29 protein-coding genes are annotated in these 25,948 nt (G+C 75.7%); 14 read left to right on the plus strand and 15 right to left on the minus strand.

What is annotated here, in order from left to right; all coding sequences use genetic code 11:
• Positions 1–963, minus strand: a 963-nt coding sequence (locus CHC04_RS22380) for an AAA family ATPase (protein ID WP_176450151.1), incomplete at its 3' end; no start/stop codon positions are given.
• Positions 964–1,098: 135 nt separating this feature from the next.
• Here CHC04_RS22380 and CHC04_RS24395 point away from each other — a divergent pair.
• A complete protein-coding gene (locus CHC04_RS24395; protein ID WP_089406176.1) occupies positions 1,099–1,542 on the plus strand; it encodes a hypothetical protein in 444 nt (147 codons plus the stop codon).
• A gap of 38 nt (positions 1,543–1,580) precedes the next feature.
• Here CHC04_RS24395 and zwf read toward each other — a convergent pair whose 3' ends face one another.
• On the minus strand, positions 1,581–3,074 hold the full coding sequence (gene zwf, locus CHC04_RS22390) for a glucose-6-phosphate dehydrogenase (RefSeq protein ID WP_089406177.1): 1,494 nt from the start codon (positions 3,072–3,074) through the stop codon (positions 1,581–1,583).
• A gap of 72 nt (positions 3,075–3,146) precedes the next feature.
• Entirely contained in the window at positions 3,147–3,335 is a 189-nt protein-coding gene (locus tag CHC04_RS22395) for a hypothetical protein (RefSeq protein ID WP_141233894.1), read from the minus strand.
• Between the two features lie 214 nt (positions 3,336–3,549).
• On the opposite strand from CHC04_RS22395, the gene ppk2 reads away from it, so the two are divergent.
• From ppk2 to CHC04_RS22430, 7 genes are all read left to right on the plus strand, one after another.
• Entirely contained in the window at positions 3,550–4,386 is an 837-nt protein-coding gene (ppk2, locus tag CHC04_RS22400; protein WP_217897513.1) for a polyphosphate kinase 2, read from the plus strand.
• Positions 4,387–4,487: 101 nt separating this feature from the next.
• The gene (locus tag CHC04_RS22405; protein ID WP_089406179.1) at positions 4,488–6,008 is read left to right on the plus strand and encodes a phospholipase D-like domain-containing protein; all 1,521 of its coding nucleotides are present in this window, start codon (positions 4,488–4,490) and stop codon (positions 6,006–6,008) included.
• A gap of 44 nt (positions 6,009–6,052) precedes the next feature.
• Positions 6,053–6,601 (plus strand): hypothetical protein, encoded by a 549-nt coding sequence (locus CHC04_RS22410; RefSeq protein ID WP_089406180.1) that lies wholly within the window; start codon positions 6,053–6,055, stop codon positions 6,599–6,601.
• The gene (budC, locus tag CHC04_RS22415) at positions 6,598–7,374 is read left to right on the plus strand and encodes a meso-2,3-butanediol dehydrogenase (protein WP_089406181.1); all 777 of its coding nucleotides are present in this window, start codon (positions 6,598–6,600) and stop codon (positions 7,372–7,374) included. Before CHC04_RS22410 ends, budC begins: the two co-directional genes overlap by 4 nt.
• Positions 7,371–7,907 carry an SAM-dependent methyltransferase gene (locus CHC04_RS22420; RefSeq protein WP_089406182.1) on the plus strand — a complete coding sequence of 179 codons (537 nt, stop codon included), beginning with the start codon at positions 7,371–7,373 and terminating at the stop codon, positions 7,905–7,907. Before budC ends, CHC04_RS22420 begins: the two co-directional genes overlap by 4 nt.
• 28 nt (positions 7,908–7,935) lie before the next feature.
• Positions 7,936–9,111, plus strand: a complete 1,176-nt coding sequence (locus CHC04_RS22425) for an acyl-CoA dehydrogenase family protein (RefSeq protein ID WP_089406183.1) — start codon at positions 7,936–7,938, stop codon at positions 9,109–9,111.
• A gap of 181 nt (positions 9,112–9,292) precedes the next feature.
• Complete coding sequence (locus CHC04_RS22430; RefSeq protein WP_089406184.1) at positions 9,293–9,988, plus strand: response regulator transcription factor; 696 nt, start codon at positions 9,293–9,295, stop codon at positions 9,986–9,988.
• On the opposite strand, the gene CHC04_RS22435 is transcribed toward CHC04_RS22430, so the two are convergent.
• From CHC04_RS22435 to CHC04_RS22455, 5 genes are all read right to left on the minus strand, one after another.
• A complete protein-coding gene (locus CHC04_RS22435; protein WP_089406185.1) occupies positions 9,970–10,410 on the minus strand; it encodes a hypothetical protein in 441 nt (146 codons plus the stop codon). The genes CHC04_RS22430 and CHC04_RS22435 overlap by 19 nt on opposite strands.
• Positions 10,411–10,481: 71 nt before the next feature.
• Positions 10,482–11,657, minus strand: coding sequence for a PAS domain-containing sensor histidine kinase (locus tag CHC04_RS22440; RefSeq protein ID WP_089406186.1), 1,176 nt, complete (start codon positions 11,655–11,657; stop codon positions 10,482–10,484).
• A gap of 134 nt (positions 11,658–11,791) precedes the next feature.
• Positions 11,792–12,526 carry a DUF3618 domain-containing protein gene (locus CHC04_RS22445; RefSeq protein WP_089406187.1) on the minus strand — a complete coding sequence of 245 codons (735 nt, stop codon included), beginning with the start codon at positions 12,524–12,526 and terminating at the stop codon, positions 11,792–11,794.
• 38 nt (positions 12,527–12,564) lie between these two features.
• Positions 12,565–13,161 carry a phage holin family protein gene (locus CHC04_RS22450; RefSeq protein ID WP_089406188.1) on the minus strand — a complete coding sequence of 199 codons (597 nt, stop codon included), beginning with the start codon at positions 13,159–13,161 and terminating at the stop codon, positions 12,565–12,567.
• A 3-nt stretch (positions 13,162–13,164) separates the two neighbouring features.
• A complete protein-coding gene (locus CHC04_RS22455; RefSeq protein ID WP_089406189.1) occupies positions 13,165–14,034 on the minus strand; it encodes a hypothetical protein in 870 nt (289 codons plus the stop codon).
• A 311-nt stretch (positions 14,035–14,345) separates the two neighbouring features.
• Between CHC04_RS22455 and CHC04_RS22460 the strand changes: the two genes are divergently transcribed.
• Positions 14,346–15,188: a siderophore-interacting protein gene (locus CHC04_RS22460; protein ID WP_245817668.1), complete on the plus strand. Its 843-nt coding sequence runs from the start codon at positions 14,346–14,348 to the stop codon at positions 15,186–15,188.
• 44 nt (positions 15,189–15,232) lie between these two features.
• On the opposite strand, the gene CHC04_RS22465 is transcribed toward CHC04_RS22460, so the two are convergent.
• From CHC04_RS22465 to CHC04_RS22480, 4 genes are all read right to left on the minus strand, one after another.
• On the minus strand, positions 15,233–16,018 hold the full coding sequence (locus CHC04_RS22465; protein WP_089406190.1) for an enoyl-CoA hydratase/isomerase family protein: 786 nt from the start codon (positions 16,016–16,018) through the stop codon (positions 15,233–15,235).
• Positions 16,019–16,022: 4 nt separating this feature from the next.
• Positions 16,023–16,943 (minus strand): KPN_02809 family neutral zinc metallopeptidase, encoded by a 921-nt coding sequence (gene ypfJ / locus CHC04_RS22470; RefSeq protein WP_089406191.1) that lies wholly within the window; start codon positions 16,941–16,943, stop codon positions 16,023–16,025.
• A 74-nt stretch (positions 16,944–17,017) separates the two neighbouring features.
• Positions 17,018–18,589 carry a helicase HerA-like domain-containing protein gene (locus CHC04_RS22475; RefSeq protein ID WP_089406192.1) on the minus strand — a complete coding sequence of 524 codons (1,572 nt, stop codon included), beginning with the start codon at positions 18,587–18,589 and terminating at the stop codon, positions 17,018–17,020.
• A 25-nt stretch (positions 18,590–18,614) separates the two neighbouring features.
• On the minus strand, positions 18,615–19,460 hold the full coding sequence (locus tag CHC04_RS22480) for a formate/nitrite transporter family protein (RefSeq protein ID WP_089406193.1): 846 nt from the start codon (positions 19,458–19,460) through the stop codon (positions 18,615–18,617).
• Positions 19,461–19,591: 131 nt separating this feature from the next.
• Between CHC04_RS22480 and CHC04_RS22485 the strand changes: the two genes are divergently transcribed.
• On the plus strand, positions 19,592–19,975 hold the full coding sequence (locus CHC04_RS22485; RefSeq protein ID WP_089406194.1) for a hypothetical protein: 384 nt from the start codon (positions 19,592–19,594) through the stop codon (positions 19,973–19,975).
• Between the two features lie 3 nt (positions 19,976–19,978).
• Positions 19,979–21,202 (plus strand): glutathionylspermidine synthase family protein, encoded by a 1,224-nt coding sequence (locus CHC04_RS22490; protein ID WP_089406195.1) that lies wholly within the window; start codon positions 19,979–19,981, stop codon positions 21,200–21,202.
• A 7-nt stretch (positions 21,203–21,209) separates the two neighbouring features.
• Here CHC04_RS22490 and CHC04_RS22495 read toward each other — a convergent pair whose 3' ends face one another.
• Positions 21,210–21,767, minus strand: coding sequence for a dihydrofolate reductase family protein (locus CHC04_RS22495; protein WP_089406196.1), 558 nt, complete (start codon positions 21,765–21,767; stop codon positions 21,210–21,212).
• A gap of 78 nt (positions 21,768–21,845) precedes the next feature.
• Between CHC04_RS22495 and CHC04_RS22500 the strand changes: the two genes are divergently transcribed.
• The 3 genes from CHC04_RS22500 to CHC04_RS22510 all read left to right on the plus strand — a co-directional run bounded on the left by CHC04_RS22500 (position 21,846) and on the right by CHC04_RS22510 (position 23,866).
• The gene (locus tag CHC04_RS22500; RefSeq protein ID WP_089406197.1) at positions 21,846–22,292 is read left to right on the plus strand and encodes a nitroreductase family deazaflavin-dependent oxidoreductase; all 447 of its coding nucleotides are present in this window, start codon (positions 21,846–21,848) and stop codon (positions 22,290–22,292) included.
• A gap of 70 nt (positions 22,293–22,362) precedes the next feature.
• The gene (locus tag CHC04_RS22505) at positions 22,363–23,331 is read left to right on the plus strand and encodes an ABC transporter substrate-binding protein (RefSeq protein WP_089406274.1); all 969 of its coding nucleotides are present in this window, start codon (positions 22,363–22,365) and stop codon (positions 23,329–23,331) included.
• A gap of 34 nt (positions 23,332–23,365) precedes the next feature.
• The gene (locus tag CHC04_RS22510) at positions 23,366–23,866 is read left to right on the plus strand and encodes a DUF2127 domain-containing protein (RefSeq protein WP_089406198.1); all 501 of its coding nucleotides are present in this window, start codon (positions 23,366–23,368) and stop codon (positions 23,864–23,866) included.
• Here the strand turns inward: CHC04_RS22510 and CHC04_RS22515 are convergent.
• Both CHC04_RS22515 and CHC04_RS22520 read right to left on the minus strand, forming a co-directional pair.
• On the minus strand, positions 23,817–24,788 hold the full coding sequence (locus tag CHC04_RS22515; RefSeq protein WP_089406199.1) for an aldo/keto reductase: 972 nt from the start codon (positions 24,786–24,788) through the stop codon (positions 23,817–23,819). The genes CHC04_RS22510 and CHC04_RS22515 overlap by 50 nt on opposite strands.
• Before the next feature lie 53 nt (positions 24,789–24,841).
• Positions 24,842–25,915 (minus strand): winged helix DNA-binding domain-containing protein, encoded by a 1,074-nt coding sequence (locus CHC04_RS22520; RefSeq protein ID WP_089406200.1) that lies wholly within the window; start codon positions 25,913–25,915, stop codon positions 24,842–24,844.
• Positions 25,916–25,948: the final 33 nt, after the last annotated feature.

The raw sequence follows: 25,948 nt of genomic DNA on the forward strand, positions 1-25,948 counted from the left end.
GTAGACCGCCGAGCGCACGAGCGGGTGGTACAGGGACACGACGCCCTCCTCGACGCGCAGCAGCCCGGCGCGCTCGGCCTCGTCCAGGGCGTCGTCGCCGGCACCGAGACGCTCCGCGGCGTCGCGGACCACGGCCGGCCGGCCGGTGTCGTCGGCCGCGGCGACCAGCAGGAACCGCTGTGCCGGCTCGCCGAGCCGCCGGAACCGGTCGAGGAACGCCCGCTCCACTCCGCCGGTCAGCGGCAGCTGCGCGGGCAACGGCGCCCGCCCGGCCAGCTGGTCGGCGGTGAGGGCGTCGGCGAGCTCGCCCAGCGCCAGCGGGTTCCCCCCGGTGGCGGTCACCAGCCGGTCGCGCACGCCCGGGTCCACCGCAGCACCGGACCGAGCGGCCAGCAGTGCCCCGGCGGCCGCGCCGGTGATCCCGCCGAGGACGACGGTGGGCAGGTCGGGCGCGTCGAAGGAGCGGCCCTCGCCGTCACGGACGGCGAACAGCAGCGCGACCCGCTCGGCCTGCAGCCGGCGCGCGGCGAACAGCAGCGCGGCCGCGGAGGCGTCGTCGAGCCAGTGCGCGTCGTCGACGACGGCCAGCACCGGCGCCTCCTCGGCGGCGTCGGCCAGCAGGCTCAGCGTGCCCAGGAACGCCAGGAACCGGTCGCCCTCGCCCTCGGCCTCGCCCAGCGCCGCACCCAGCGCCCGCCGCTGCGGTGCCGGCAGCGCGTCGAGGCCGCCGTGCAGTGGCCACAGCAGCCGCTGGAGCGCGGCGAAGGCCAGCGGCGACTCCGACTCCACGCCCTGCGTCCGGAGCACCCTCGTGCCCGTCGCGGCGGTCACCGCCTCGGCGAGCAGCGCCGACTTGCCCGACCCGGCCACGCCGCGCACCACCAGCGCCCCGCCCCGCGCGTCACGGGCCGCGTCGAGCAGGGCGGCCACCGTCGCCCGCTCGGCGTCGCGGCCGGCCAGCACGGCGCCGACCGTACCGGCCCGCGGGCGCCGGACCCGGCCCCGCGATCCCGGCGACGTCGCCGGTCCGAGCGCCTCCGGTCCCCGGCGACCCTCGGGTGGCACCCCACCCCACCGCCGCACCTGTTGGAGGACCCCGTGAGCAGCACCGCCGTCCGAGGCCGCCGGGACGACCACGGCCTGCGCACACCCGTGGCGTGGGGCGTCGTCCTCGGCGTCCTGCAGGCCGCCGCCCCGCTGGCCTTCCCGTGGCTGGCGCCCGTGACCGTGCACGCCCTGGGGCTGACGCTGATCGCCGCGGTCTACGTCGGGTTCGCCGTCGCCGACGGGCGCCGGCACGTCCTGGTCGTCGAGGTGGCCGTCGCGTCGGCCTTCGTGGTCCTCGCCGCGGCCGCGGTGCCCGGGTCGGGCTGGCTGGTGGTGATCGGCCTGGTCGGCCACGGCCTGAAGGACCTGTGGCAGCACCGCACCGGCTTCGTGGCCGGCACCCGCTGGTGGCCGCCGTTCTGCGCCACCGTGGACGTCGTGGCGGCCGCGCTCGTCGCCGTCGCGATCACCACCGGGCTGCCCGTGGCGCCCTGATCACGCGCCGGCGCGTCGGCCCTCGGGGGACGGCGCGGTCAGGACCGGGCCGAGTGGCGCCAGCCGCGGCCGTCCCGGGTGATGAGCGCGTCGGCCTCCGGCGGGCCCCACGTGGCCGCCTGGTAGAGCGGGATGGGCCGCGGGTCGGCGGCCCAGTACCGCATCACCGGGTCGACGATCCGCCACGACCGCCCGACCTCGTCGGCGCGGATGAACAGCGTCGGGTCGCCGATCAGGGCGTCGAGGATGACCCGCTCGTAGGCGTCGGGGGACTGCTCGTCGAAGCTCTCGTAGGAGAAGTCCATCGACGCCTTCTGCACCCGGAAGGCGTGGCCGGGCACCTTGGCGCCGAACTTCAGGCTCAGCCCCTCGTCGGGCTGGACGCGCACGACCAGCGCGTCGGGTTCGAGCCCCTCGGCCCGGCCGGGGAACAGCGGCAGCTGCGGCGGGCGGCGGAACTCCATGGCCACCTCGGTGAGCCGCGCGGGCAGCCGCTTGCCGGTGCGCACGTACACCGGGACGCCGGTCCAGCGCCAGTTCTGCACCTCCAGGCGCATCGCCACGAAGGTCTCCGTGGAACTCAGCGGGTCGACGCCGGGCTCGTCGCGGTAGCCGGCCATGAGGTCCTCCCGGGTGCCGCCCCGGGTGTACTGCCCGCGGACCGCGTTCGCCGCTATCTCCTCCTCGTCCTCCAGCGGCCGGATCGCGCGCAGCAGCTTCACCTTCTCGTCCCGGATCGCCTCCGCGTGGAACGACGTGGGCGGCTCCATCAGGAAGAGGGAGAGGACCTGCAGCACGTGGTTCTGGACGATGTCCCGCATGGCGCCGGTGGTCTCGTAGAACCCGCCGCGGTCGCCGACGCCCAGGGTCTCGGCGACGGTGATCTGCACGTTGTCGACCCAGGTGCGGTTCCAGATCGGCTCGAAGATCGAGTTGGCGAACCGCAGCGCCAGCAGGTTCTGCACCGTCTCCTTGGCGAGGTAGTGGTCGATCCGGAAGATCTGCTCCTCGGTGAACGCCGACGACAGGTCCGCGTAGAGGTCGCGGGCGCTGTCCTCGTCCCACCCGAAGGGCTTCTCGACGACGGCGCGGACGAAGGCGCCGTCGGTCGGCGCCGACAGACCCGCCTTGCCGAGGCTCACCGCGATCGGCCCGAACAGCCGGGGCGGCGTCGCCAGGTAGTACACCCGGTTCCCGGCGGTCCCGTGCCGCTCGTCGCACTCGGCCAGCACCTCGGCCAGGCGCTGGTAGGTGGCCGGGTCGTCGTAGCCGCCGTGCACGTAGCGGGCCGCCGCCGTGAGCTCCCGCCACCGCGGGTCGTCCCCGGACACGCTGCGGCGGCACAGCTCCCCGAAGTCGGCGTCGCTCATGGGGGTGCGGGCGACACCCACCAGGGCCACCTCCGGCGGGAGGGCCCCGTAGCCGGCCAGCCGCTCGAGTGCCGGCAGCAGCTTGCGCGCGGTGAGGTCACCCGAGGCACCGAAGATCACCAGCACGCACGGCGGGGAGCGGCGGTCCGGATCGAGGTCCACGTGCTGAGCATGCCGGGACCGGACGGCCACCGACAGTCCCCGGCCGGGCGCGGACGCCGGCCCGACCGACCGCTACTCGCGGACCACCCACACCTCGGCGGGCCCCTCGGGGGTGTCGCGCACCTGCACCGGCTCGTACCGCTGGTAGACGCCGAACCACCGGGGCCCGTCGTAGACCAGCACCGAGGACGTCAGCATCTCGGCCCGCAGGTCGTCGACCTCGCCGTGTCGGGGCCCGCCCCAGTGCAGCACCAACGGCATGACCGGCAACGTAGCCGGTCGGGGACCGCAACGGCGTCCCGGGGAGGTCCGCAGCCGGACACGCCTCCGTGGTGTCACGCTCCGCGAGCACACCGTGCGCCGTCTCCCGCCCCGACCTCCCGGGAGACGGCGGCGTCCGAGCGGGCAGGTCCCACCGGGGACGCCCGGCCCGACCTGTTGCCTGCGTCACACCGTGGGGTCGATGCTGCGCTGCATGACCTCGAAGCAGCGGTCCGGGGCGTCGGTCGAGGAGGCACCACAGTCGACCGGCAAGGTCGACACCGCGTGGTACGAGCGGGAGGTCGCGCGCCTGCAGGTGGAGCTGGTGAAGCAGCAGGAGTACGTCCGCGCACGGGGACTCCGGGTGGTCGTCGTCTTCGAGGGCCGTGACGCCGCCGGCAAGGGCGGGGCCATCCAGCGCATCACCGAGACGCTCAACCCGCGCGCCGCCCGCGTCGTCGCCCTCGCGGCACCCACCGAGCGCGAGCGGGGGCAGTGGTACTTCCAGCGCTACGTCCCGCACCTGCCGACCCGCGGCGAGATGGTCCTGTTCGACCGGTCCTGGTACAACCGCGCCGGCGTCGAGCGGGTCATGGGCTTCTGCACCGACGAGGAGTACGAGGAGTTCCTGCGCTCGTGCCCGGAGTTCGAGCGGATGCTCGTCCGCAGCGGCACCATCCTGGTCAAGTACTGGTTCTCGGTCAGCGACACCGAGCAGGAGAAGCGGTTCCAGAAGCGGCTGCAGGACCCGACCAAGCGCTGGAAGCTCAGCCCGATGGACCTCGAGGCGCGCAACCGCTGGGTCGACTTCTCCCGCGCGAAGGACGCCATGTTCGCCGCCACCGACATCCCCGAGGCGCCGTGGTGGGTCGTCGAGGCCGACGTGAAGAAGCGCGCCCGCATCAACGTGATGACGCACCTGCTCGGGCAGGTGCCCTACGAGGACCTCACCCCCGACCCGCCCGCGCTGCCCCCGCGGCCGCCGATCACCGACGACTACGTGCGGCCGCCCAAGGACAGCCAGCACATCGTCCCCGACGTCGTCCCCTGACCCACCCCCTGCCGGCCGCGCGGGGACGGTGACGACACCGATCGGATGACGGCGGCGAGGCGGACGCGCACGGAGCTTGCGCAGGTCGGCAGACTGCCCGGGTGACGGAGAGCGCCGACAGCACCGGGACGACGTCCCCGGCCTCCGTCCCGGCGCCCACCGCCGACACCCTGCTCGTCCCCGGCGAGACGTGCTGGCGCATCGAGCGGGCCGACCGGCACGCCGTCTTCGTCGACGCCGCCGACTACTTCGCCACCCTCAAGCAGGCGGTGCTGCGCGCGGAGCGGCGGGTGCTGTTCATCGGCTGGGACTTCGACCCCCGCATCCGGCTGGACCCCCGCGCCCCCGGCCGTGCCCACGACGACCGGCTGGGGCCGGTGCTCGAGCGGGCCGTGCGCGCCAACCCGCAGCTGGAGATCGGCGTCCTGCAGTGGGACCTCGGCATGGTGGTGGCGCTCACCCGGCGGATGGCGCCGATCGTGCTGCTCAACCGCCGCTCGCCCGACCGGCTGCGGTTCAGCGTCGACACCCACCACCCCATCGGCGGCGCGCACCACCAGAAGATCGTCGTCATCGACGACTGCCTCGCCTTCGCCGGCGGCATCGACGTGACCGCCGACCGCTGGGACACCTCCGAGCACCGCGACCGCCACCCGCTGCGCCACCGGCCGCACACCACCCGGCTGAGCGGGCCGTGGCACGACGTCACCAGCCTGGTCTCCGGCCCGGCCGCCCGCGCGCTCGGCGACCTCGCCCGGGAGCGCTGGGAGAGCGGCACCGGCGAGCACCTCGAGCCGGTGGACGACGTCGAGGCGTGCTGGCCCGACGTCGAGACCTTCCTGACCGACGTCGACGTCGCGATCTCCCGCACCCGCCCCGAGCACGGCGGGGCCGAGCTGGTCCACGAGATCGAGCTGCTGTGGCTCGCGGTGATCGCGGCCGCCCGGGAGACCGTCTACATCGAGACGCAGTACTTCGCCAACCGCCGGATCGCCGAGGCGATCGCCGACCGGCTCGGCGAGCCCGACGGCCCGGAGTTCGTGGTCCTCAACCCGCAGACCGCCGAGAGCTGGCTGGAGACCCGGGCGATGGACACCGCCCGGGTGAAGCTGCTCGACCTGGTCCGCCGCGCCGACCGGTACGACCGCTTCCGGCTCTACGTCCCGGTCGCCGAGGGCCGGCGGCCGGTGTACGTGCACGCCAAGGTCACGGTCCTCGACGACCGGCTGCTGCGCATCGGCTCGTCCAACCTCAACAACCGCTCGATGGGTCTGGACACCGAGTGCGACGTGTCGATCGAGGCGCGCACCGGCGACCCCCGCGAGGCGGAGATCCGGGCGGCGGTGCTCGGGATGCGGCACCGGCTGCTCGGTGAGCACCTCGGCGTGGAGCCCGGGGAGGTGGCCGCCGCCGTCGAGCGCTGCGGGGGCTCGCTGGTGCGCGCCATCGAGTCGCTGCAGCGGCCCACCGGCCGCTCGCTGGTCGCCTTCGAACCCCCCGAGCTCGCGCCGGTCGAGCGGTTCCTCGCCGAGACCGAGCTGCTCGACGCCGAGCACACCCCCAACCGGTGGCGCCGCGTCAAGCAGGCCTTCGGCGGCCGCCGGCGGCGTCAGCGGGGCTGAGTCCCGCCTGGTCGCGCTCCCCGTGGCGGGGTAGGGCACCGGGGGTGCCCTCCGCGCGCCCCCTCGACCTGCTGGCCGCACCCTCCAGCGCCGCGGCGCACTGGCCCGGGCAGGAGCGGGCCTGGGCCGCGCTGCAGCGGGCCGGGCTGCCCGGCGCCCTGGCCGCCGGCGGCGTCGACCTGCGCACGCCGGCCGACAACCCGACCGGCGTCGCCGACTCTATGGCGCTGGCGCACGTGCTGGCGCTCGACGGGTGCGACCCCGACCTGCTCGCCGTCGGGCCGGTGCCGCTGCTGCCGGTGGGGCGGGTGCGGGCCGTCGGGGTCCGCGCGACCGAGCCCGACGCCACCACCGCGGCGCGCACCGGCCCGGCCGTCGTCGGCGCCGCGGAGGTCGCCGCCGACCCGGCGGGGGTCGCGGCGGACGCCGTCGCGGCGGTGGGGGGCCCGGCGGGTTCCTCGTCCACTCGACGTCGTCACCGAGCTCGACCCCGACCACGCCGCCGGCCCCGGCGAGGTCCCGCGGCTGGTCGACGTGCTCGCCCGCGCGCTGGCGTGACCGCGCGCCCGTGCCGGGTAGGGCGCGGGTCATGAGCGGCTCAGCGACCTTCGACTTCACCGGCTCCGTCGTCCTCGTCACCGGCGGCGGCACGGGCATCGGCCTGGCCATCACCCGCGCGTTCCTCGACGCCGGCGCCACCGTCGCGGTCACCGGACGCCGGCGGGAGCGGCTGGAGGCCGCACTCGACGGCGTGCCCGCCGACCGTGGGGCGGCGCTGCCGTCCGACGTCTCCGACCCCGCGCAGGTGCGGCGGCTGGTCGACGACGTCGTCGACCGCTTCGGCCGGCTCGACGTCGTGGTGAGCAACGCGGCCGGCTACGAGAGCGGGGAGGTCACCGACCTCGCCGACGACGCCTGGGAGCGGATGCGCGCCACCAACGTCGACGCGTTCTTCCACCTCGCCAAGGCCGCGCTGCCGCGGCTGGCCGAGTCCGGCGGCACCCTGGTCGCCGTCTCCTCGGTGTCCGGGCTGCGCGGCGACTGGGGGCAGGCCGGCTACAACGCCACCAAGGCCGCGGTCACCAACTTCGTGCGGTCGCTGGCGCTGGACTGGGGCCCGCGGGGGGTGCGGCTCAACGCCGTCGCGCCCGCCTTCACCTTCACCGAGCTCAACGCCGACGCCCCCCGCGACGACGAGTCGCTCGCGCCGTTCCGCAACCGCATCGCGCTGGGCCGCCCCGGCGAGCCCGAGGACATCGCGCCGGCGGTGCTCTTCCTCGCCTCCGAGGGCGCCCGGTACGTCACCGGCGCGGTGCTGGCCGTCGACGGCGGCACCAGCGCCTCCACCGGCCAGGCGCACGTGTGAGCCCGCACGCCGCCTCCGACCGGCTGGCGTTCGTCGCCGGCGTGGTCGCGGCGGCGCCGGGGGAGCGCGTGCTCGAGGTCGGCTGCGGCGCCGGCGTCCTGGTCACCGAGATGGCCGTCGCGGTCGGCGGGGGCCGCGTGGTCGCCGTCGACCGGTCGGCGCGGATGGCCGCGGCCACCACCCGGCGCAACCGCGCGGCGGTCGACGCGGGCCGGGTCCGGGTGCTCGCCGCGCCGCTGCTGGACGCCGACCTCGACGGCGAGCGCTTCGACGCCGTGGTTGCCGTCGACGTCCGCGCGTTCTGGACCCCGCCGGCCCCCGAGTGGGACGCCGTCGCGGGCCTGCTCGCCCCCGGCGGGCGGGTGGTCGTCGGCTTCTCGGTGATGCGCCCGCAGGACCGCGACGAGGTGCCCGCCGCGGTGGCCCGCCTCGCCGGCCGGCGCGGGCTGGCGGTGACGGCGACGGCCGAGGCGGCGACGCTGCCGTACCCGACGGCCGCCGTCGCGTTGCGGGCCGCCGTCGCGGGTAGGTGAGGGCGACCCGACCGACGGAGGACCCGTGATGACCGACGAGCTGCCCGGCGACCTCTACGGCTACGAGACGCTGCTGACCGACGACGAGCGCAAGGAGCTGACCGGCATCCGGCGCTTCCTGAACGAGGAGGTCCGCCCGCGGGTCAACGACGCGTGGGCCGCCGCCGAGTTCCCGATGGACCTGGTGCCGCGCTTCGCCGAGGAGGGCATGGTCGGGCGCAGCTACGACCTCGAGCACCGCCCGCGCGCCTCCCGGCTGTTCACCGGGTTCATCGCCCTGGAGACCGCGCGGGTGGACCCGTCCATGGCCACCTTCCTCGGCGTCCACAACGGCCTGTCGATGGGCTCGATCGTGCTGCTGGGCTCCGACGAGCAGCGCGCCCGCTGGGTGCCCGGCATGGTGGCGCTGGACCGGATCGGCGCGTTCGCCCTCACCGAGCCGCACGGCGGCTCCGACGTCGCCCGCGGCCTGGAGACGACGGCCCGGCGCGACGGCGACGAGTGGGTGATCGACGGCGCCAAGCGCTGGATCGGCAACGGCACCTTCGCCGACGTCGTCGTCGTGTTCGCCCGCGACGTCGCCGACGACCAGGTGAAGACCTTCGTCGTCGAGAAGGGCACCCCCGGCTTCACGCCGGCGAAGATGGAGGGCAAGTACGCGCTGCGGACGGTGCAGAACGCCGACATCGTGTTCGACGGCTGCCGGGTGCCGGCGGAGAACAAGCTCGAGCACGGCAACTCCTTCAAGGACGTCAACCGGGTGCTCAAGCTGACCCGCGGCGGCGTCGCGTGGTCGGCGGTCGGCTGCCAGATGGGCGCGTTCGAGGCGGCGATCGCCTACGCCAAGGAGCGCTCGCAGTTCGGCCGCCCCATCGCCGGGTTCCAGCTGATCCAGGACCTGCTCGCCCGGATGGCCGGCAACGTCACCGCGAGCCTCGGCATGGCGGTGCGGGTGTCGCAGCTGCAGGAGGAGGGCGTCTTCCGCGACGAGCAGGCGGCGCTGGCCAAGTCCTTCGTCACCGCCCGGGCCCGCGAGACCGTGGCCCTGGCCCGCGAGCTGTTCGGCGGCAACGGGATCCTGCTGGAGAACGACGTCGTGCGGTACTTCGCCGATGCCGAGGCGCTGTACTCCTACGAGGGCACCCGCGAGATCAACAGCCTCATCGTCGGCCGCGCGCTGACCGGGGTGAGCGCCTTCGTGTGATGAAGGGCCCCCTCGCCCCCCACCGCTCGCGAGCTCGCGGCCGGCCCCTGCGAGGGGGCCGCGCGGCGGCAACTGCTCACTCGGCCGAGCGAGCCGCCGCTCCCCGGCTGCACCTGCCGCACCGCCGCGCCGAAGCCCTGCGGGAGACGGGCGGGACCGCCGCCCGCGGTGGGGAGGTGCGGTGGCCGCGCAGTCGGTGCTCGTCGTGGAGGACACCGCGGAGATCCGCGAGCTCGTCGTCACGGTGCTCACCCGCGCCGGACTGGACGTGCGCGCCGTCGGGTCGGCTGCCGAGTGCCTGGCCGAGGTGCGCCGGTCGGCGCCGGACCTGGTCGTGCTCGACCTCGGACTGCCCGACGGCGACGGCACCGAGGTCTGCCGGCAGCTGCGCGTCGAGAGCGGCTGCTACGTCCTCATGCTCACCGCGCGCGCCGAGGAGGTCGACCTGCTCGTCGGCCTCGCCGTCGGCGCGGACGGGTACATGGCCAAGCCGTTCTCCCCGCGGGAGCTCGTCGCCCGCGTGCAGGCCATGCTGCGCCGGCCGCGGACCGTCCCCGCCGCGACGGCGCCGGACACGGCCCCCGTCCGGCTGGCCGACCTCGAGATCGACGAGGACAGCCGCGAGGTGCGCGTCGACGGCGCGGTCGTGGACCTGACCCGCACCGAGTTCGACCTGCTCGCGGCGCTGGCGTCCCGGCCGGGCCGGGTGCTGCAGCGGGAGACGCTGCTGCGCGAGGTGTGGCGCACCGAGTGGGCCGGCAGCCTGCGCCTGGTGGAGGCACACATGTCCAACCTGCGCCGCAAGCTGCAGGCCGCGGGCCTGGCCGAGGCGCAGATCCGCACCGTCCGCGGGGTGGGCTACCGGCTGGTGGCCTGACCCCCGCGGGGCGCCGGCACGGTCCCGGCGGTCTCGGTCAGTTCGGCGACCAGTGCGTGCGCGACGACGCCGCGGCGGGCCTGCCGGGCGATCGCCCCGGACAGCCGCGCGACGGCGGGGTCGCCGAGCTGCCCGCTGCTGCCGGCCAGCGCGGTGGCGCCGTCGGCCAGGGCCGCGGCGTCCCCGGCGCGGGCGGCCCGGCCGATGGCGGCCAGCCGTCCCGGCAGGGCGTCGGCGTGCGCCGCGCGCAGCCGCTCGACGACGGCGGGGTCGACGACGGCGGGGTCGACCGCGGCGGGGTCGGAGGGGACGGCGGGCGCCGCCGCGGCGCGGTCCTCGAGGAAGGCCAGCAGGCGGGCGGGCAGGTCGCCGTCGGTCACGAGGGTCGTCCGTCGCTGCGGGGTGCGGTCCGCCGTGCTCACGCGGGGAGCCTGCCAGCGGGCCCGCAGCGCCTCCGCGCGACCCCCGCACGATCGGCGCAAGACCGGTGTGCTCAGCGGGGCAGGACCAGGGTGGCCGTGGTGCCGCGGCCCTCGGTGCTGACCAGCTCCAGGCGGCCGCCGTGCGCGGTGGCGATGGCGCGGGTGATCGCCAGGCCGAGGCCCGCGCCGGGCACCGACCGGCGCACGTTCGACCCGCGGGTGAACCGGGTGCCCAGCCCCGCCTGCTCGGCGGCCGGGACACCGACGCCGGTGTCGGCGACCGACACCCGGACCTCGTCCGGGGCGGCAACGACGGTGAGGTCCACCCGCCCGCCGCGGGGGGTGAACTTGACCGCGTTGGAGACCAGGTTGTCCAGCGCCTGGCCCAGCCGGACGGCGTCACCGGGCACCACCGGGCCGCCCGCGGGCACCCGCGCGGCGAGGGTCACGCCGGCGGCCGCCGCGGTGACCCGCGCGGACTCCTCGGCGGCGTGCACGAGGGTCCCGAGGTCGGCCTCGCCCGGCACGAGCGGGAACCGGCCGGCCTCCACCTGGGCGGTGAAGAGCAGGTCGCCGACCAGCCGTTCCAGCCGGGCGGCGTTGCGGGCGACGACGTCGAGGTACCGGCGGGTGTCCGCGCCCAGCGCCGGGTCGTCGAGGACGAGCTCGAGGTAGCCGAGCACCGACGACAGCGGGGTGCGCAGCTCGTGGCTGACCAGCGCGACGAACTGGTCCTTGAGCCGCTCGGCCTCGCGCACCCCGGTCACGTCGGTGCCGACGAAGGTCCACCCGCCGGGGCCGCCGTCGTCGGCGCGCGGGGTGACCGCCACCGACACCGTGCGGCGGGTGCCGTCGGCGGCGACGTAGGTCCAGTCGCGGACGTCGCTGCCGCGCTCGGCGGCGGTGGCCACCAGCGCGGCCAGGCCGCGGCCGGCGAGCTCGGCGGGGTCGTGGAAGTCGGTGACCCGGTGGCGGCGGACGACGTCGGCGCGGGGGAGGCCCAGCAGCCGCTCGGCGCCGGGGTTCCACACCCGGACGACGCCGTCGGAGTCGGTGCCGACGACCGACTGCTCGGTGATGGCGTCGACGACGCCGGTCATCGTGGCGGCGCGGGCGCGCAGCATCCGGGCGGCGACGGCGAGCTCCTCGCCGCGGTCGTCGACCAGCGCGGCCAGCGCCGACCGCTCGGCCTCCAGCTCGGCCACCCGCGCGCGCAGCGCGGCGAGCTCGGCCCCGGTCCCGGTCACGGGGGAGAGGTCGGCCCGGCCGGGGTGCCGCTGCAGCCGGGGCGGGGCCGGGTCACCCGGGCAGGGGAGGGCCCGGACACAGCAGCGCCCCGCCGGGTGGACCCGGCGGGGCGCTGGTGCGGTGCGGGGTGCTGTCAGGAGCTGGAGGTCTGGCTCTGCACGGACTCGCGGGACTGCTGGGCCTGGCCCTGCACGTCCTGCGCGGCCGACTGGCCCTCCTGCTTGACCGTCTGGGCGGCGTCCTGGGCGGTGCCCTTGACCTCCTGGACGGCCTCCTGGGCGGCCGGCTTCAGCTGCTCGCCGACCTCCTGGGCGGCCTGCTTGGCCGGGGCCAGCAGCTCGTCCTTGTGCTCGCGGAGGGCGGACTCGGCCTGCTGGGCCAGCTGCTGCTCCCTCTGCGTGGCCGGCAGCAGGCTGGAGACCAGCCAGCCGACGCCGAAGGCGATGAGGCCGGCCGCGAGGGGGTTCCCCTGCGTCTGGCGGATCACCGCGTCGGGGGCCTGCTGCACGGCCGAGGCCGCCTGAGAGGCGGCGTCCTGCACGGTGCCGGCCGCGTTGGAGGCGGCGCCCTGCACGGAGCCGGCCACGTTGGAGGCCGTCCCCTGCACCGAGCCGGCCACGTTGGAGGCCGTGCCCTGCACCGAGCCGAGCGCGTTCTGAGCGGTGCCGCGCGTCGAGGACCGGGTGTCGTGGGCCGAGCCCATGACCTTGTCCTTGACGTTGGCGAAGCGGCCCTTGGCCGCGCTCATCCGCCGGTCGACGACGCGGGCCGGGTTGACCTTCTCGTTGAGGGCGTCGACGTCGTAGCTGAGCTCGCGCCGCGTCTCCTCGATCTGCCGCCGGATGGCGTCCGGGTCACTGCTGGTCATGTCTGCTCCAGAGAGGTGTGGGGGCCGTGGGCCCGGGGTCAGTGGGGCTTCAGGGCGCCGGGGACCTGCTGGAGCGTGTCCACGGTCCGTTCGGGCTTGGGGTTGACCTGCCGGAACTTCTTGCGGCCCATCGAGAACGCGACCGCGCCGATGATCGCCCAGAGGACCGCGACGATGAGGGCCGACCAGCTGTGGCCGACCAGGTGGGACAGGGCCCACCACAGCGCGATGCTGAGGAAGATCACGGTCATCAGCCCGGCCAGGCCCGCGGCGCCGAACATGCCCGCGCCCTGCCCGGCCTTCTTGGCCTCGACCTGCAGCTCGGCCTTGGCCAGCGCGAGCTCCTGGCGCATGAGCACCGAGAGGTCCGTGGTGACCTCGCTGATGAGCTGCCCGACCGAGACGCCCTCGACGTCGGGCCGGCCGGCCTCGGTGGTCGGGGTGCCCAGGTTGCCGGCGTGGGCGCCCGTCGAGGCGCCGTAGGACTCGTCGGCGTAGGACTGCTCGCCGTAGGCGCTGCTGCCGGCCTGACCCTGGTCGTACGTGGGCGGGACGGCGTAGTTGGCCGGCGGGGGCTCCGGCGGGTAGCCGGACTGGCCGCCCACCGGCGTGGCGCCGGAGTAGGGAGAGGACATGGCTCAGACCCCCGTGCCCGGGCGGCGGGTGGGGTCGTCCCAGCCCGCGGGAGTGGTCGGCGGGACGACGCCGCCGGCCGGCGGGGTGGTGCCGTACGGCGGGGGCGGCAGCGGCGTGCCGGTGGTCCCGGTCTCGCCGTAGCCACCCGACGTGGTCGTCTCGTAGGTGGTGGTCGTCTCGTAGGACGGCGTCGACTCGTAGCCCGAGGTCGTCTCGTAGCCGGAGTAGGACGGCGTGGTGTCGACGAAGTTGCCGGTGCCCTGGGTCGTCCCCGTGTAGTGCCGGCCCGACGACGAGCTGGTGTCGGAGTGCGCGGCCTTGACGCCGCTGGTCAGCCGGCCCGCGAGGACACCGGCGAGTGCGGCGCCGAGCAGGAAGGAGCCGGGGCGGCGACGGGCGAAGCTGCGGACGTCCTCGAGCAGGTCGCCCGGCTCGCGGTTCTGCAGCATGCGGGCGAACTCCTCGACCCGGCCGGCGCCCTGCTGCAGCAGGTCACGGGCGGGGCCGGGGGCCGGGGCGTTGCCCTCGACCATGCCGCGCAGCTGCTCGGCGAGGCTCGCCAGGCTCTGCCCGGCCTTCTGCTGCTGGGAGACGACCTGCTGACGCACCTGGGTGCGGCCCTGCTGGACGAGGCCCTGGGCCTGCTGCTGTGCCTCGGCGACGACCGTCTTCGCCTGGTCGGCGGCGGTCGAGGCGACCTGGCTGCCGGCCTGCTTGGCCGTCTGCCCGACGTTGCGCGCCTCGTCCTTGGCCACGTCGGTGGTGGAGGGCGAGCCGGTGGTGGTCGTGGTCGAGGTCGTACTCGTGTCCCCGTAGCCGGTCGCACCCGAGGAGGGCGGCGGCGGGAGGGGGGCGTCGATGGAGTGGGTCATCGTTCCTCCTGAGTGGATCTCGGTCGGCGTCCTGCTACCCCGGAATGGATCACGCACACATCACCGGGCGACGGCCGTCGCCGGATCGTGTGCAGGTCGATCGGGGTCGGCACCGGGGGCGGTGCCGGCCCGTGAGTCGTGGGGAAGGGTGGTCGGGCGCCGTCCGGGGGAGCGGCGCGCGCCCGATGACGGCGCCGGGGAGGGCGTCGTTCCCGCAGGCCAGGGGCTACCCGGACGGAGCGGTCCGGAAACGGCGCCGACCTGCGGTGCACCGGAGGTAAGGTGAGCCTTCCCTGTCCTGAGGAGGGCCTGTGGCCGACCCGACCCCGCGCCGCCGGCGCACGCCGCGCACCGGCACCGTGATGAGCACCACCCGGCCGACGCCGCACCTCGTCCGCGTCGTCCTGGGCGGCGACGGGCTGGCCGGCTTCGCGCCCGAGCACACCGACTCCTACGTCAAGCTGCTGTTCCCGCCGCCGGGGGCGCCCTACACCGCGCCCTTCGACCTCGACGAGGTGCAGGAGCGGCTGCCCCGCGAGCAGTGGCCCTCGACCCGCACGTACACCGTGCGCTCCTGGGACGCCGCGGTCGGCGAGCTGACCATCGACTTCGTCGTCCACGGCGACGAGGGCGTGGCCGGACCGTGGGCGCTGGCCGCCCGCCCCGGGGACACGCTGCAGATGTTCGGGCCCGGCGGCGCGTACACGCCTGCGGCCGACGCCGCCTGGCACCTGCTCGCCGGCGACGAGACGGCGCTGCCGGCGATCACCGCCGCGCTCGCGGCGCTGCCCGCCGACGCCCGCGCGGAGGTCTTCGTGGAGGTGGCCGGGCCGCAGGAGCAGCAGCCCCTGCCCGGCGGCCCCGGGGTCCGGGTCACCTGGGTGCGCCGCGGCCGCGCGCCGGGCGTCGCCCTGGTCGCCGCCGTCCTCGGGGCCGACCTGCCCGAGGGCGACGTGCAGGTGTTCGTGCACGGCGAGGCCGGCGCGGTGCGCGAGCTGCGCCGGTTCGTGCGCTCCGGGCTCGGCGTCCCGCGGGAGCGGATGTCGGTGTCGGGCTACTGGCGGCTGGGCAGCACCGAGGACCGCTGGCAGGCCGAGAAGCGGGAGTGGAACGCCGCCGTCGAGGCGGAGGAGGCCGGCCTGGGCGTCGCCTGACCCCCGCGAGGTCCCTTCGTGGCGCTGTCGGCACCGTCGGGGGGTCAGCCGCGCCAGGGGAACCGGGGTGCGCGGCGCTCGGCGAAGGCGGCGACGCCCTCGGCGAGCTCGCCGGCGGCCGCGGTCTCCCGGTACCAGCGCCCGGCCAGCTCCTCGGCCCGGTCGTCGTCGCCGTCGTCCAGCGCGGCGGTGATCTCCTTGGCCGCCCGCTGGGTCAGCGCCGAGCGGCCGGCCAGCACCTCGGCGAACCGCCGCACCTCACCGGCCAGGTCGCCGGCCGGCAGCAGCCGGTCGACCAGCCCGGTGCGCAGCGCGGTCGCGGCGTCGACCAGCTCGCCGGAGTAGAGCAGGTAGCGCGCCGTCGCCGGCCCGACCAGCCGGACGAGCTGGCGGGTCGACGTCGGGGTGAAGACGATGCCCACCTTCGCCGGGGTGACGCCGAAGACGCCGGTCGGGTCGGTGAAGCGCAGGTCGCAGCAGGTGGCCAGCTCCACGCCGCCGCCGATGCAGTGCCCGCGGATCATCGCGATGGTCGGCTTGGGGAAGTCGCGCAGCGCGGCCTGGGCGGCGAGGTTGGCCTCCCGCACGGCCGCCATCGGGTCGCCGGCGTCGGGGCCGCCGAGCAGGTCGGCGATGTCGGCCCCGGCGCAGAAGCTCGGCCCCGCGCCGGTGACCACGAGCACCCGCACCGCGGGGTCGTCGGCCAGCTCGGCGAGGATCCCCGGCAGCGCCGCCCACATCTGCGCGGTGAGCGCGTTGCGCTTCTCCGGGCGGTCGATGACCAGGGAGGCGACGGCGCCGTCGCGGCCGGTCCGGAGGTCCCCGGTCACCGGCTCAGCCGAGGTCGTCGGTGGCGAAGGTGTCGCACTGCGCCGGGTCGCCGGTCTCGTAGCCGGTGAGGAACCACCGCTGCCGCTGCTCGGAGGAGCCGTGGGTGAAGGTGTCCTGGTCCACCGAGCCCCCGCTGAGGTTCTCCTGGATGAAGTCGTCGCCGATGCGGGCGGCGGTGTCGAGCGCGCGGTCGATGTCGTCCTGGGTGATGTCGGCGATCAGCGGCGCGCCGGACTCGTCGGGCACCGTCTCGGCGTGGTTGGCCCACACTCCGGCGTAGCAGTCGGCCTGCAGCTCCAGCCGCACGGTGCCGCTGGTGGGGCCGGTCTCGCCGGGGGTCACCAGCCGGTTGGTGCCGAGCAGGTTCTGCACGTGGTGGCCGTACTCGTGGGCGAGCACGTAGGCGTTGGGGAACGCCCCGCCCTCGGCGCCGAACTGGGTGCGGAGGGTGTCGAAGAAGGTCAGGTCGATGTACACGAGCTGGTCGGCCGGGCAGTAGAACGGCCCCGAGCCGCTGGTGGCGCCGCCGCACTGCGTCTGCACCTGGCCGGAGAAGAAGACGGTGTCGGTGGCCACGTACTGCCCGCCGAGCGCCTGGGACCAGTAGTCCTGGATGGAGTCGATGTCGGCGACGACGGCGCACTCCACCGAGTCGTTGGCGTCGCCGCTGTCGTCGCAGGACTGCTCGAGCGCGGTGTTGTCGGCCGTCTCGCCCTCGGCCAGGCCGCCGGAGAGCGCGCCGAGCCCGGCCCCGGCCCCGCTCCCGCCGCCCAGGACCTGGACGAGCACGACGACGAGCAGGCCGACGATCCCGAGCCCGCCGCCGCCGACGGCGAGCCCCCGTCCGCCGCCGAGCCCGCCGCCCCGGCCGCGCCGGTCCTGGACCGACGACGTGTCGAGCCGCCCGCCCTCCCTGTACCGCATCGCCTGCGCCCTCCCGGTCGTGTGTGCCGCTCGACGGTGCCACCGCCTCCCGGGCCCCGCGACCGGGAGGCGGCTCAGCGCCGCCGCCGGCGGGTGCCGAACAGGCCGCGGGTGAGCTCGCGGCCCAGTGCCGAGGCCGCCGACCGGGCGAAGCTGCGGAACACCGGCGAGGCCATGACGTCGGCGAGCACGCCGCCCTCCCCGGGCTCCTCGCGCCGGCGCGCCGGTTCCTCCCGCGCGGCCTCCCGCGGCGGCCCGGGAGGAGCCGGCGGGGCCAGCCGCGCGGCCAGCAGCTCCCGCGCGGACTCGCGGTCGACGGCGGTGCCGTAGCGGGGCTGCAGCGGTGAGGCCGCCACCGCGGCGGCCATCGCGTCCGGCGCCACGGTGCCCATCGAGGCCCGCGGTGCGCGCAGCACCGTCCAGGCCAGCGGCGTGGGCGCGCCCCGCTCGGACAGCACGGTGACCGCCGCCTCCCCGGTGCCCAGCGAGGTGAGCAGCGCGGCGACGTCGTCGTAGACGTCGCCGGCCGGGAAGGTGCGCACGGTCTTCCTCAGCGCGTCGGCGTCCTCCGGGGTGAAGGCGCGCAGCGCGTGCTGCACCCGGTTGCCGAGCTGGCCGAGGACGTCCGAGGGCACGTCGGTGGGCTGCTGGGTGACGAAGAAGACGCCGACGCCCTTCGAGCGGACCAGCCGCACCGTCTGGGTGACCGCCGTCAGGAACGCCCTGCTGGCGCCGCTGAACAGCAGGTGCGCCTCGTCGAGGAAGAAGACCACCTTCGGCTTCTCCAGGTCGCCGACCTCGGGCAGCTCCTCGAACAGCTCCGCGAGCAGCCACATCAGGAACGTGGAGAACAGCGCGGGCCGGTCGGCGACGGCGGGCAGCTCGACGGCGCTGATCACACCGCGGCCGTCGGGGGCGGTGCGGATCAGGTCGGCGGGGTCGAAGGCGGGCTCGCCGAAGAAGACGTCGCCGCCGAGGTCCTCCAGCGCCACCAGCTCGCGCAGCACCACGCCCACGGTCGCCTTCGACAGCCCACCCAGGCCCGCGAGCTCGGCCTTCCCCTCGGGCCGGGTCAGCCAGGTCAGCAGCGCGCGCAGGTCGGCCAGGTCGAGCAGCGGCAGGCCGGCCTCGTCGGCGTGGTGGAAGACCAGCCCGAGCGAGCTCTCCTGGGTGGCGTTGAGGCCGAGCACCTTGGCCAGCAGCGTCGGGCCGAAGTCGCTGACCGTGGCCCGTACGGGGACGCCGGTCCCGAGCCCGCCGAGGGCCAGGTACTCGACGGGGAAGCCGGTCGGCGTCCACCGGTCGCCGGTCTCGGCCGCCCGGCGGGTGATCCGCTCGCTCGCCTGCCCCGGCTCGGCGAGCCCCGCGAGGTCGCCCTTGAGGTCGGCGAGCACGACCGGGACGCCGGCGGCCGAGAGCTGCTCGGCCATGAGCTGCAGCGTGCGGGTCTTGCCGGTGCCGGTGGCGCCGGCGATCAGGCCGTGCCGGTTGAGGACCGACAGCGGCAGCCGCACCTGCGCGCCGGGGTGCGGGCGGCCGCCGACGGACACGGCGCCGAGCTCGAGGGCGGGCCCCTCGACCGCGTAGCCGGCCGCGATCCGGGCCGCCGCCTGCTCGTCGGGCTCCGGGCTGCTGGGGTCGCTCACGCGGCGACCGTAGCGGCGCCCCTGCTCAGGCGCGCTCGGCCGGCTCGGCGCCCGTGCGCGGGGCGGCGTCGGGTGCGTCGCGCAGGAACAGGTACCAGTAGGAGGTCCCGACGAAGACCACCGCGCCGACGAGGTTGCCCGCGCCGGCGAGCAGCCAGTTGGTCAGGGTGTCGCCCCAGTTGGCGCCCTCCACGCCGGCGAACTGGGCGGCCGGCAGGAAGAACATGTTGGCCACCACGTGGTCGAAGCCCATCGCGACGAAGGCCATGACCGGGAAGAAGACGGCGAGGATCTTGCCCGCGACGCTCGTGGTCGCCAGCGACATCCACACCGCCAGGCAGACCAGCCAGTTGCACCCGACGCCGCGCAGGAAGGTCTCCCACGCGGTGTGGTGGGTCTTGCCGTCGGCGATCTCCGCCAGCCGCGCGAACGTGAGCCCGGCGCTGCCGGTGCTGTCCGGGTCGCCGATGACCCCGGTCGAGACGGCGAGGAAGTAGGCGACGAACAGCGCGCCGATCAGGTTGCCGACCAGCACCAGCGACAGGTTCCGGAGGACGTCACCCACGGTGATCTTGCCGTTCATCGCGCCCAGCGGCACCAGCATCATGTTGCCGGTGGCCAGGTCGGAGCCGGCGATCAGCACCAGGACCAGCCCGAGGGTGAAGGCCGCGCCCATGAACAGCGTGGGCAGCGTGCCCCAGGTGGCCAGGTCCAGCCCGGAGGAGACGGTGATGGCGACCAGCGCGCCGAAGGAGATGTAGGCACCGGCGAGGAAGGCGCTCACCAGCACCCGGTCCCAGGTCCGGTGCACCTTCTTCGCCCCGGTCGCCGCAGCGACCCTGGCGACCTCGGCGGGTTCCTTGGCGGTCATCACGCCTCCCCGGGGCACGACGGCGTCGGTGCCCGGACCGTAGCGGCACGGGACCGTCCGCGCCGCCCGGCGGCCGTCCGGGGAGGCGACACGGCCTAGGGTCGGGGCGTCCACCGAGGCGGGAGGGGTCCATGGCGTTCTCGAACCGGGTGCGCAGCGCGTTGACGACGACGGTGCTGGCCACCGCCGCCACCGGGTTCCTCGCCGGCTGCGGCAGCGACGACGAGGAGGAGCAGGTCGCCTACTGCACCAACGAGGACGGCGAGATCGTCGACGACGACTACTGCGACGACGGCTACCGCGGGCCCGGGCTGTTCTTCCTCTACCTCGGCGCCTTCCGCCCCGGCCTGCCGGTCGGCACCGTGCTGCCCCGCGGCGGCACCCGGATCAACCCCGCCGACACCGCCGCCCGCCAGCGCTACGGACTGCCCGGCAGCGGCAAGGTCACCGGGGGCCAGCGGGTCTCCGGCGGCATCGGCTCGGGCACCGGCGGCACCGGCAGCTCGGGCTCCTGAGGCGTGCGGCGCGTCGAGGCCGGTGTCGTCCGGCCCGGGTGGGAGGCCGAGGTCGAGGCGCAGGGCCTGGTCTACAACCGCACCGCCACCCCCGGCGGTGAGGTGCGCAGCTACTGGCGCGAGGGCCCGTACTACGACTTCACCGCCGCGGAGGTCACCCGGCTCGAGGGCTGGGTGGCCCAGCTGTTCGAGATGTGCGTCGCCGCCGGCGACCACGTCATCGAGCACGACCTGTTCGACCGGATGGGCATCCCGCTGATCGCCCGCTCCGGCATCCGCGCCACCTGGGAGGCCGAGCCGCCCAGCGTCTACGGCCGCTTCGACCTGCGCTACGACGGCTCCGGGCCGCCCAAGCTCCTGGAGTTCAACGCCGACACCCCGACCGCGCTGGTCGAGGCGGCGGTCACCCAGTGGAACTGGCACCTGTTCACCGGGCAGGGCCGCGACCAGTGGAACGCGCTGCACGAGAAGCTCGTCGCGGCCTGGCAGCGCAACCTGACCCGCTGGGAGCGGCGGACGGGGGTGCGGCCGCGGGTGCACATGGCGTGGAGCAGCGCGGACACCTCCGGCGAGGACCGGATGACCGTCGCCTACCTCATGGACACCGTCGTGCAGGCCGGCTACGAGGCGGTGGAGGTCGTCGTCGAGGACATCGCGCTCGACTCCGGCGACGGCCGCTTCTACGACCCGGCCGGGCGCCACCTCGACGTCGTCTTCAAGCTCTACCCCTGGGAGTGGCTGGTCGACGACGAGTTCGGCGCCGCCGTCCTCGCCGACGCGGCCCGGCCCGGCGGCACCACCTGGATCGAGCCGGTCTACAAGATGCTGTGGAGCACCAAGGCGCTGCTGCCGGTGCTGTGGCGGCTCTTCGGCGGTGACCCGGTGCTGTCCGAGCTGCTGCTGCCGGCCTACTTCGCCGACGAGATGCCCTCGAGCTGGCGCGACTACGTGCGCAAGCCGCTGTGGGGCCGCGAGGGCGCCAACGTGCAGATCGTCCGCGACGGGCAGGTGGTGACGGCGATGCCCGGCCGCTACGGCACCGAGGGGTTCGTGGTGCAGGGGTTCGCGCCGCTGCCCGACTTCGCCGGCGTCGACGGCCCGCACCACCCGGTGCTCGGCGCGTGGGTGGTCGACGGCGAACCGGCGGGCCTGGGCATCCGGGAGAGCGACGGGCTGATCACCGACGACCTGAGCTTCTTCGTCCCGCACACCGTCGACGCCCGCTGAGCCGCCCTCACGCCGGCCGGTAGGTCAGCAGCGTGACCCCGGAGCGGAAGGTCCGGCCGCTGCCGGTGGCGGTGAGCCGGACGTCGGTGCCGTCGGGGAACAGCCGCCGGCCGCGGCCGAGGACCCGCGGGAAGACGAACAGCCGGTACTCGTCGACCAGCCCCGCGGCGATGAGCGCGTGGCAGAGGGTGATGCTGCCGGTGACGCCCACCTCGCCCTCGCGATCGGCCACCAGCCGGGCCACCTCCTCGACCGGGTCGCCGGCGAGCACGGTGGTGTTCGCCCAGCCGGGCTCGGTGAGCGTCCGGGAGACGACGGCCTTCTCCACCGCGTCGAGGTGGGCGGAGATGCCGGTGGTGTCGCCGGCCTGCTGCGGCCAGAAGCCGCGCATCTCCTCGAAGGTGCGCCGGCCGACGAGGAAGACCGACTGCCCGGCCATGTGCTCGCGGACGACGTCGAGCTGGTCGGGGGTGTCGGCGCCGTCGTCCTGCGGGACGAACCAGCCGCCGGTGGCGTCGACGACGCCGTCGAGGGTGCTGTTCTGCGTGATCACGAGCCGGCCCACGGGCCCTCCCTGTCGGTCGGGGTCTCGCGAGGGGTGACCGGCCCGGCGGCGCGGACTCATCGGTCCTACCGTCGCGGCATGCCACTCGAGGGGGAGTACGAGCCGAGCACGCAGGGCTGGGTGCGCGAGCAGGTGGAGCGCTACGAGGCCACCGGCGGCCGGGAGGCCAACACGCTGCGCGACACCGGGCTGCCCGTCGCGATCTTCACGACCCGGGGCGCGCGGACGGGCAAGGTGCGCAAGCAGCCGCTCATGCGCGTCGAGCACGACGGCGTGTACGCGATGGTCGGCTCGCAGGGCGGGGCGCCGCGGGACCCGGCCTGGGTGGCCAACCTGCGCGCGCACCCCGACCAGGTGACCGTGCAGGACGGCCCGGAGCCCTGGGACGGCGTGGCCCGCGAGATCAGCGGCGAGGAGCGGGCGCGGTGGTGGGAGCGCGCGGTGGCCGCGTACCCGCCCTACGCCGAGTACCAGGAGCGGACCGACCGCGTCATCCCCGTCTTCCTCGTCGAGCGGAGGCGCTGACGGCCGTTAGGCAAGGCTGTCCTAAGGTCCTCCTGGCGCCGGGTGGTCCGGCGCCGGGAGGAGGGCAGTGGTGCTCTGGGGACGGACCGGCCGTGGCCGGGGAGCCGGCGCGGTGCTGGCGGTGGCGGTGCTCAGCGGGTGCGGGTCGACGGAGGCGGGGGCCGGGAGCGAGGCCGAGGCGGCCCCGGCGGAGGACACCCGCACGGTCGAGCACGCGATGGGGGAGACCGAGATCGCCGGCGAGCCGGAGCGGGTCGTCGTCCTGGACACCGGTGAGCTCGACGCCACGCTGGCGCTCGGCGTGACGCCGGTCGGCGCGGTCCGCACCGACGTCAGCGACGAGCTGCCCGGGTTCGTGACCGCCGCCGGCGCCGACCCCGCCGACATCGCCGCCGTGGGCACCATCGCCGAGCCCGATCTGGAGGCGATCGCGGCGCTCGAGCCGGACCTGATCCTGTCCAACGCGGTGCGCCACGCCGACGTCTACGAGCAGCTGGCGGGGATCGCGCCCACCGTGTTCGCCGAGGCGATCGGCGAGAGCTGGCAGGAGAACCTGCTGCTGGCGGGGGAGGCGCTCGGCCGCGCCGAGGAGGCGCAGGAGCTCCTCGACGCCCACACCGCCCGGGCCGAGGAGGTCGGCGCGCGCTTCGGCGACCCGGCGGCCACCGAGGTCAGCGTCGCCCGCTTCCTCGACGGGACGCTGGTGCGCCTCTACGGCGAGGGGTCGTTCATCGGGTCGGTGCTGGCCGACGTCGGCTTCGCCCGGCCGCCGGTGCAGCGCACCGCCGAGACCTTCGTCGAGGTCTCGCCCGAGCAGGTGACCCAGGCCGACGGCGACCTGCTCTTCTACGGCGCCTACGGCGAGGAGGGGGCGACGGCGGCCGGGGAGATCACCGGCGGGCCGCTGTGGCAGTCGATCCCCGCGGTGGCGCAGGGGCGGTCGGTCGCCGTCGACGACGACCGCTGGTTCCTCGGCCTCGGCCCGCTCGGCGCCGGCCTGGTGCTCGACGACCTCGAGGAGCTGGCCGCCCGGCTCTGAGGGCGCTGGACGCGGCCCGCCCGGCACCGGGAGCATGCCGGGCACGACCACCGACCGGCTGCTGCGGGCCGCGCTGTACGTCAAGGGACTCGACGGCGCGGTGGAGCTGCTCGCCGGTGGAGCGCTGCTGGTCGTGGGTGCCCGCGAGCTCGGTGGGGTGACTCGCGCGGTCGTCGCCCACCACCTCCTCGGCAGCCCGGACGGCGCCCTGGCCGAGCGCTTCGCCGCCGGGGAGGCGCACCTCGTCGGCAGCGACCGGACCTTCGCCGTCGTCTACCTGGTCCTGCACGGGCTGGTGAAGCTCGGTCTCGTCGTCGCCCTGCTGCGGGAGGTGCTGCCCGCGTACCCGGTCGCGGTCGCCGTCCTCGGGGTGTTCTGCGCGTACGAGGCCCACGGGGCCGTGACCCGCGGCTCGTGGTCGCTCGGGGTCGCGGCCGTGCTCGACCTCGCGATCGTCGTGCTGGTGCTGCGGGAGTACCGGCGGCTCAGAAGCCGGCGACGGCGTGCGGGCGGTAGGGCGCCTCGAGCCGGGTGACCTCGTCGTCGGTGAGGTGCAGGTCGACGGCGGCGACGGCATCGTCGAGGTGCGCCGCCCTCGTGACGCCGACGATGGGCGCGGTGACCACCGGCTTGCTCAGCAGCCAGGCCAGCGCCACCTGCGCGCGGGGGACGCCCCGCTCGTCGGCCACGTCGGCCACCGCCTCGACGACCGCGCGGTCGCTGCGCTCGTCGTAGAGGCGGCTGCCGAACGCGTCGTTCTCCGAGCGGTGCGTCGTCTCGTCCCAGTCGCGGGTGAGCCGGCCGCGGGCCAGCGGGCTCCACGGCACCACGCCGATGCCCTGGTCGGCGCACAGCGGCAGCATCTCCCGCTCCTCCTCGCGGTTGAGCAGGTTGTAGTGGTCCTGCATCGACACGAAGCGGTGCCAGCCGTGCTCGCCGGCGGTGTGCAGCGCCTTGCTGAACTGCCAGGCCCACATGCTGCTCGCGCCCAGGTAGCGCACCTTGCCGGAGCGCACGGCCGAGTCCAGCGCCTCGAGGGTCTCCTCGATCGGCGTGTCCGGGTCCCAGCGGTGGATCTGGTAGAGGTCGACGTGGTCGACCTGCAGCCGCCGCAGGCTCGCCTCGAGCTCCCGCAGGACGGCCACCCGCGACAGCCCGCCGCCGTTGGGGCCCGGGCGCATCCGGCCGTGCACCTTGGTGGCCAGGACGACGTCGTCGCGGGTGGTGAACTCCCGGATCGCCCGCCCGGTGATCTCCTCGCTGGAGCCGGCGGAGTAGACGTTGGCGGTGTCGAGGAAGGTCACGCCGGCCTCGAGCGCCGTGCGGATCAGCGGCATCGCCTCGTCCTCGGGCAGGCTCCACGGCGTCATCCCGCGCCCCGGCTCGCCGAAGCTCATCATCCCCAGGCAGATCCGCGAGACCTCCAGGCCGGTCGCGCCCAGCCGCGTGTACTCCATGCGCCCACCCTGCTGCGGCGCCCGCCGCCCGGCCACCGCGGGCAGCGCGGCGCTCAGGGCAGTGCGGCGGCCCGTGCGGACACCTGCTCGGCGACGCCGTCGGGCAGCGTGGTGAACGGCTCGACGGTCACCGTCCGCCGCGCGCCGGTGCCGGTCCACCGCCAGGTGCCCACCGCGCACCCGCCGGTGACGACGGTGGGGCGGAAGACGCCGTTGCCGCCGGGCACGATCCGGTCGGCGTGCTCGGCCGGCACGGTGCAGCTGCGGTCGGCGTAGCCCAGGACGATCTCGTCGAAGCCGGGCAGCAGGTGCAGCCCCGCGGCCTCGGCGCGGCAGCCGGCCAGCCGGTCGGGCGTCTCCGGGTCCATGAGCATCTCGGTGCCGCCGACGTCGACCGCCGCCAGCCGGTCGCGCACCAGGGCGAGCCCGGCCCGCGCGTCGCGCACCGTCGTCCCCGCCCAGCGGACCAGGTCGGCGACGGTGGCCGGCCCGTGCCCGGTGAAGAAGCGCAGCGCCAGCTCGGCCAGCGCCTCCTCGCCGGCCAGCTGCCGGGGCCGCCGGATCCACTCGTCGAGCAGCACGAACGCCTGGTCGGTGCCCTCGGGCGGGCCGAGGACCAGCGTCCCGGTCTGCGCGAGGTACCAGAGCGTGTGGTAGCCCTTCTGGCCCGCGACGTCGCAGCCGCCGTCGGCCAGCGTGGCCAGCAGCTCCCGGCGGCCCAGCCGCCGGCCGCCGGAGAGGGCGGCCACCGCCGTCTCCCGCGAGCGCTCGAGGTCGGCCTCGGTCAGGCCGACGACCGCGCGCCGCTTGGCCGCGCCGGCCAGCGCGCGGGCGCCGAGCAGGTCGAGCATCCAGGGCAGGTCCTCGGCCGGCGTCAGGTGCAGCGTGCCGCGCATCGGCCACGAGCGGACGACGCTGCCGTCGGCCAGCGCCGCCTCGACGCCGGCCCGGGACCGGTCGGCGGTGCGCAGCGCCACCGACGTCAGCGCACCCGGCCAGTCCTGGCCCTGCACGGCCAGCAGCCCCCGGACGGCGGCCGCGGCGTCGGGGAACGGCGGCCCGGCGACCCGCTGGGCCACCAGCCGCAGCAGCGCGACCTCCTGCGGCGGGACCTGCGGCGTGGTCATGGAGCGACCCTGCCACGGCCCGCGGACGGGAGC

The sequence above is a fragment of the Geodermatophilus saharensis genome (genome assembly GCF_900188205.1).
Taxonomy (GTDB): domain Bacteria; phylum Actinomycetota; class Actinomycetes; order Mycobacteriales; family Geodermatophilaceae; genus Geodermatophilus; species Geodermatophilus saharensis.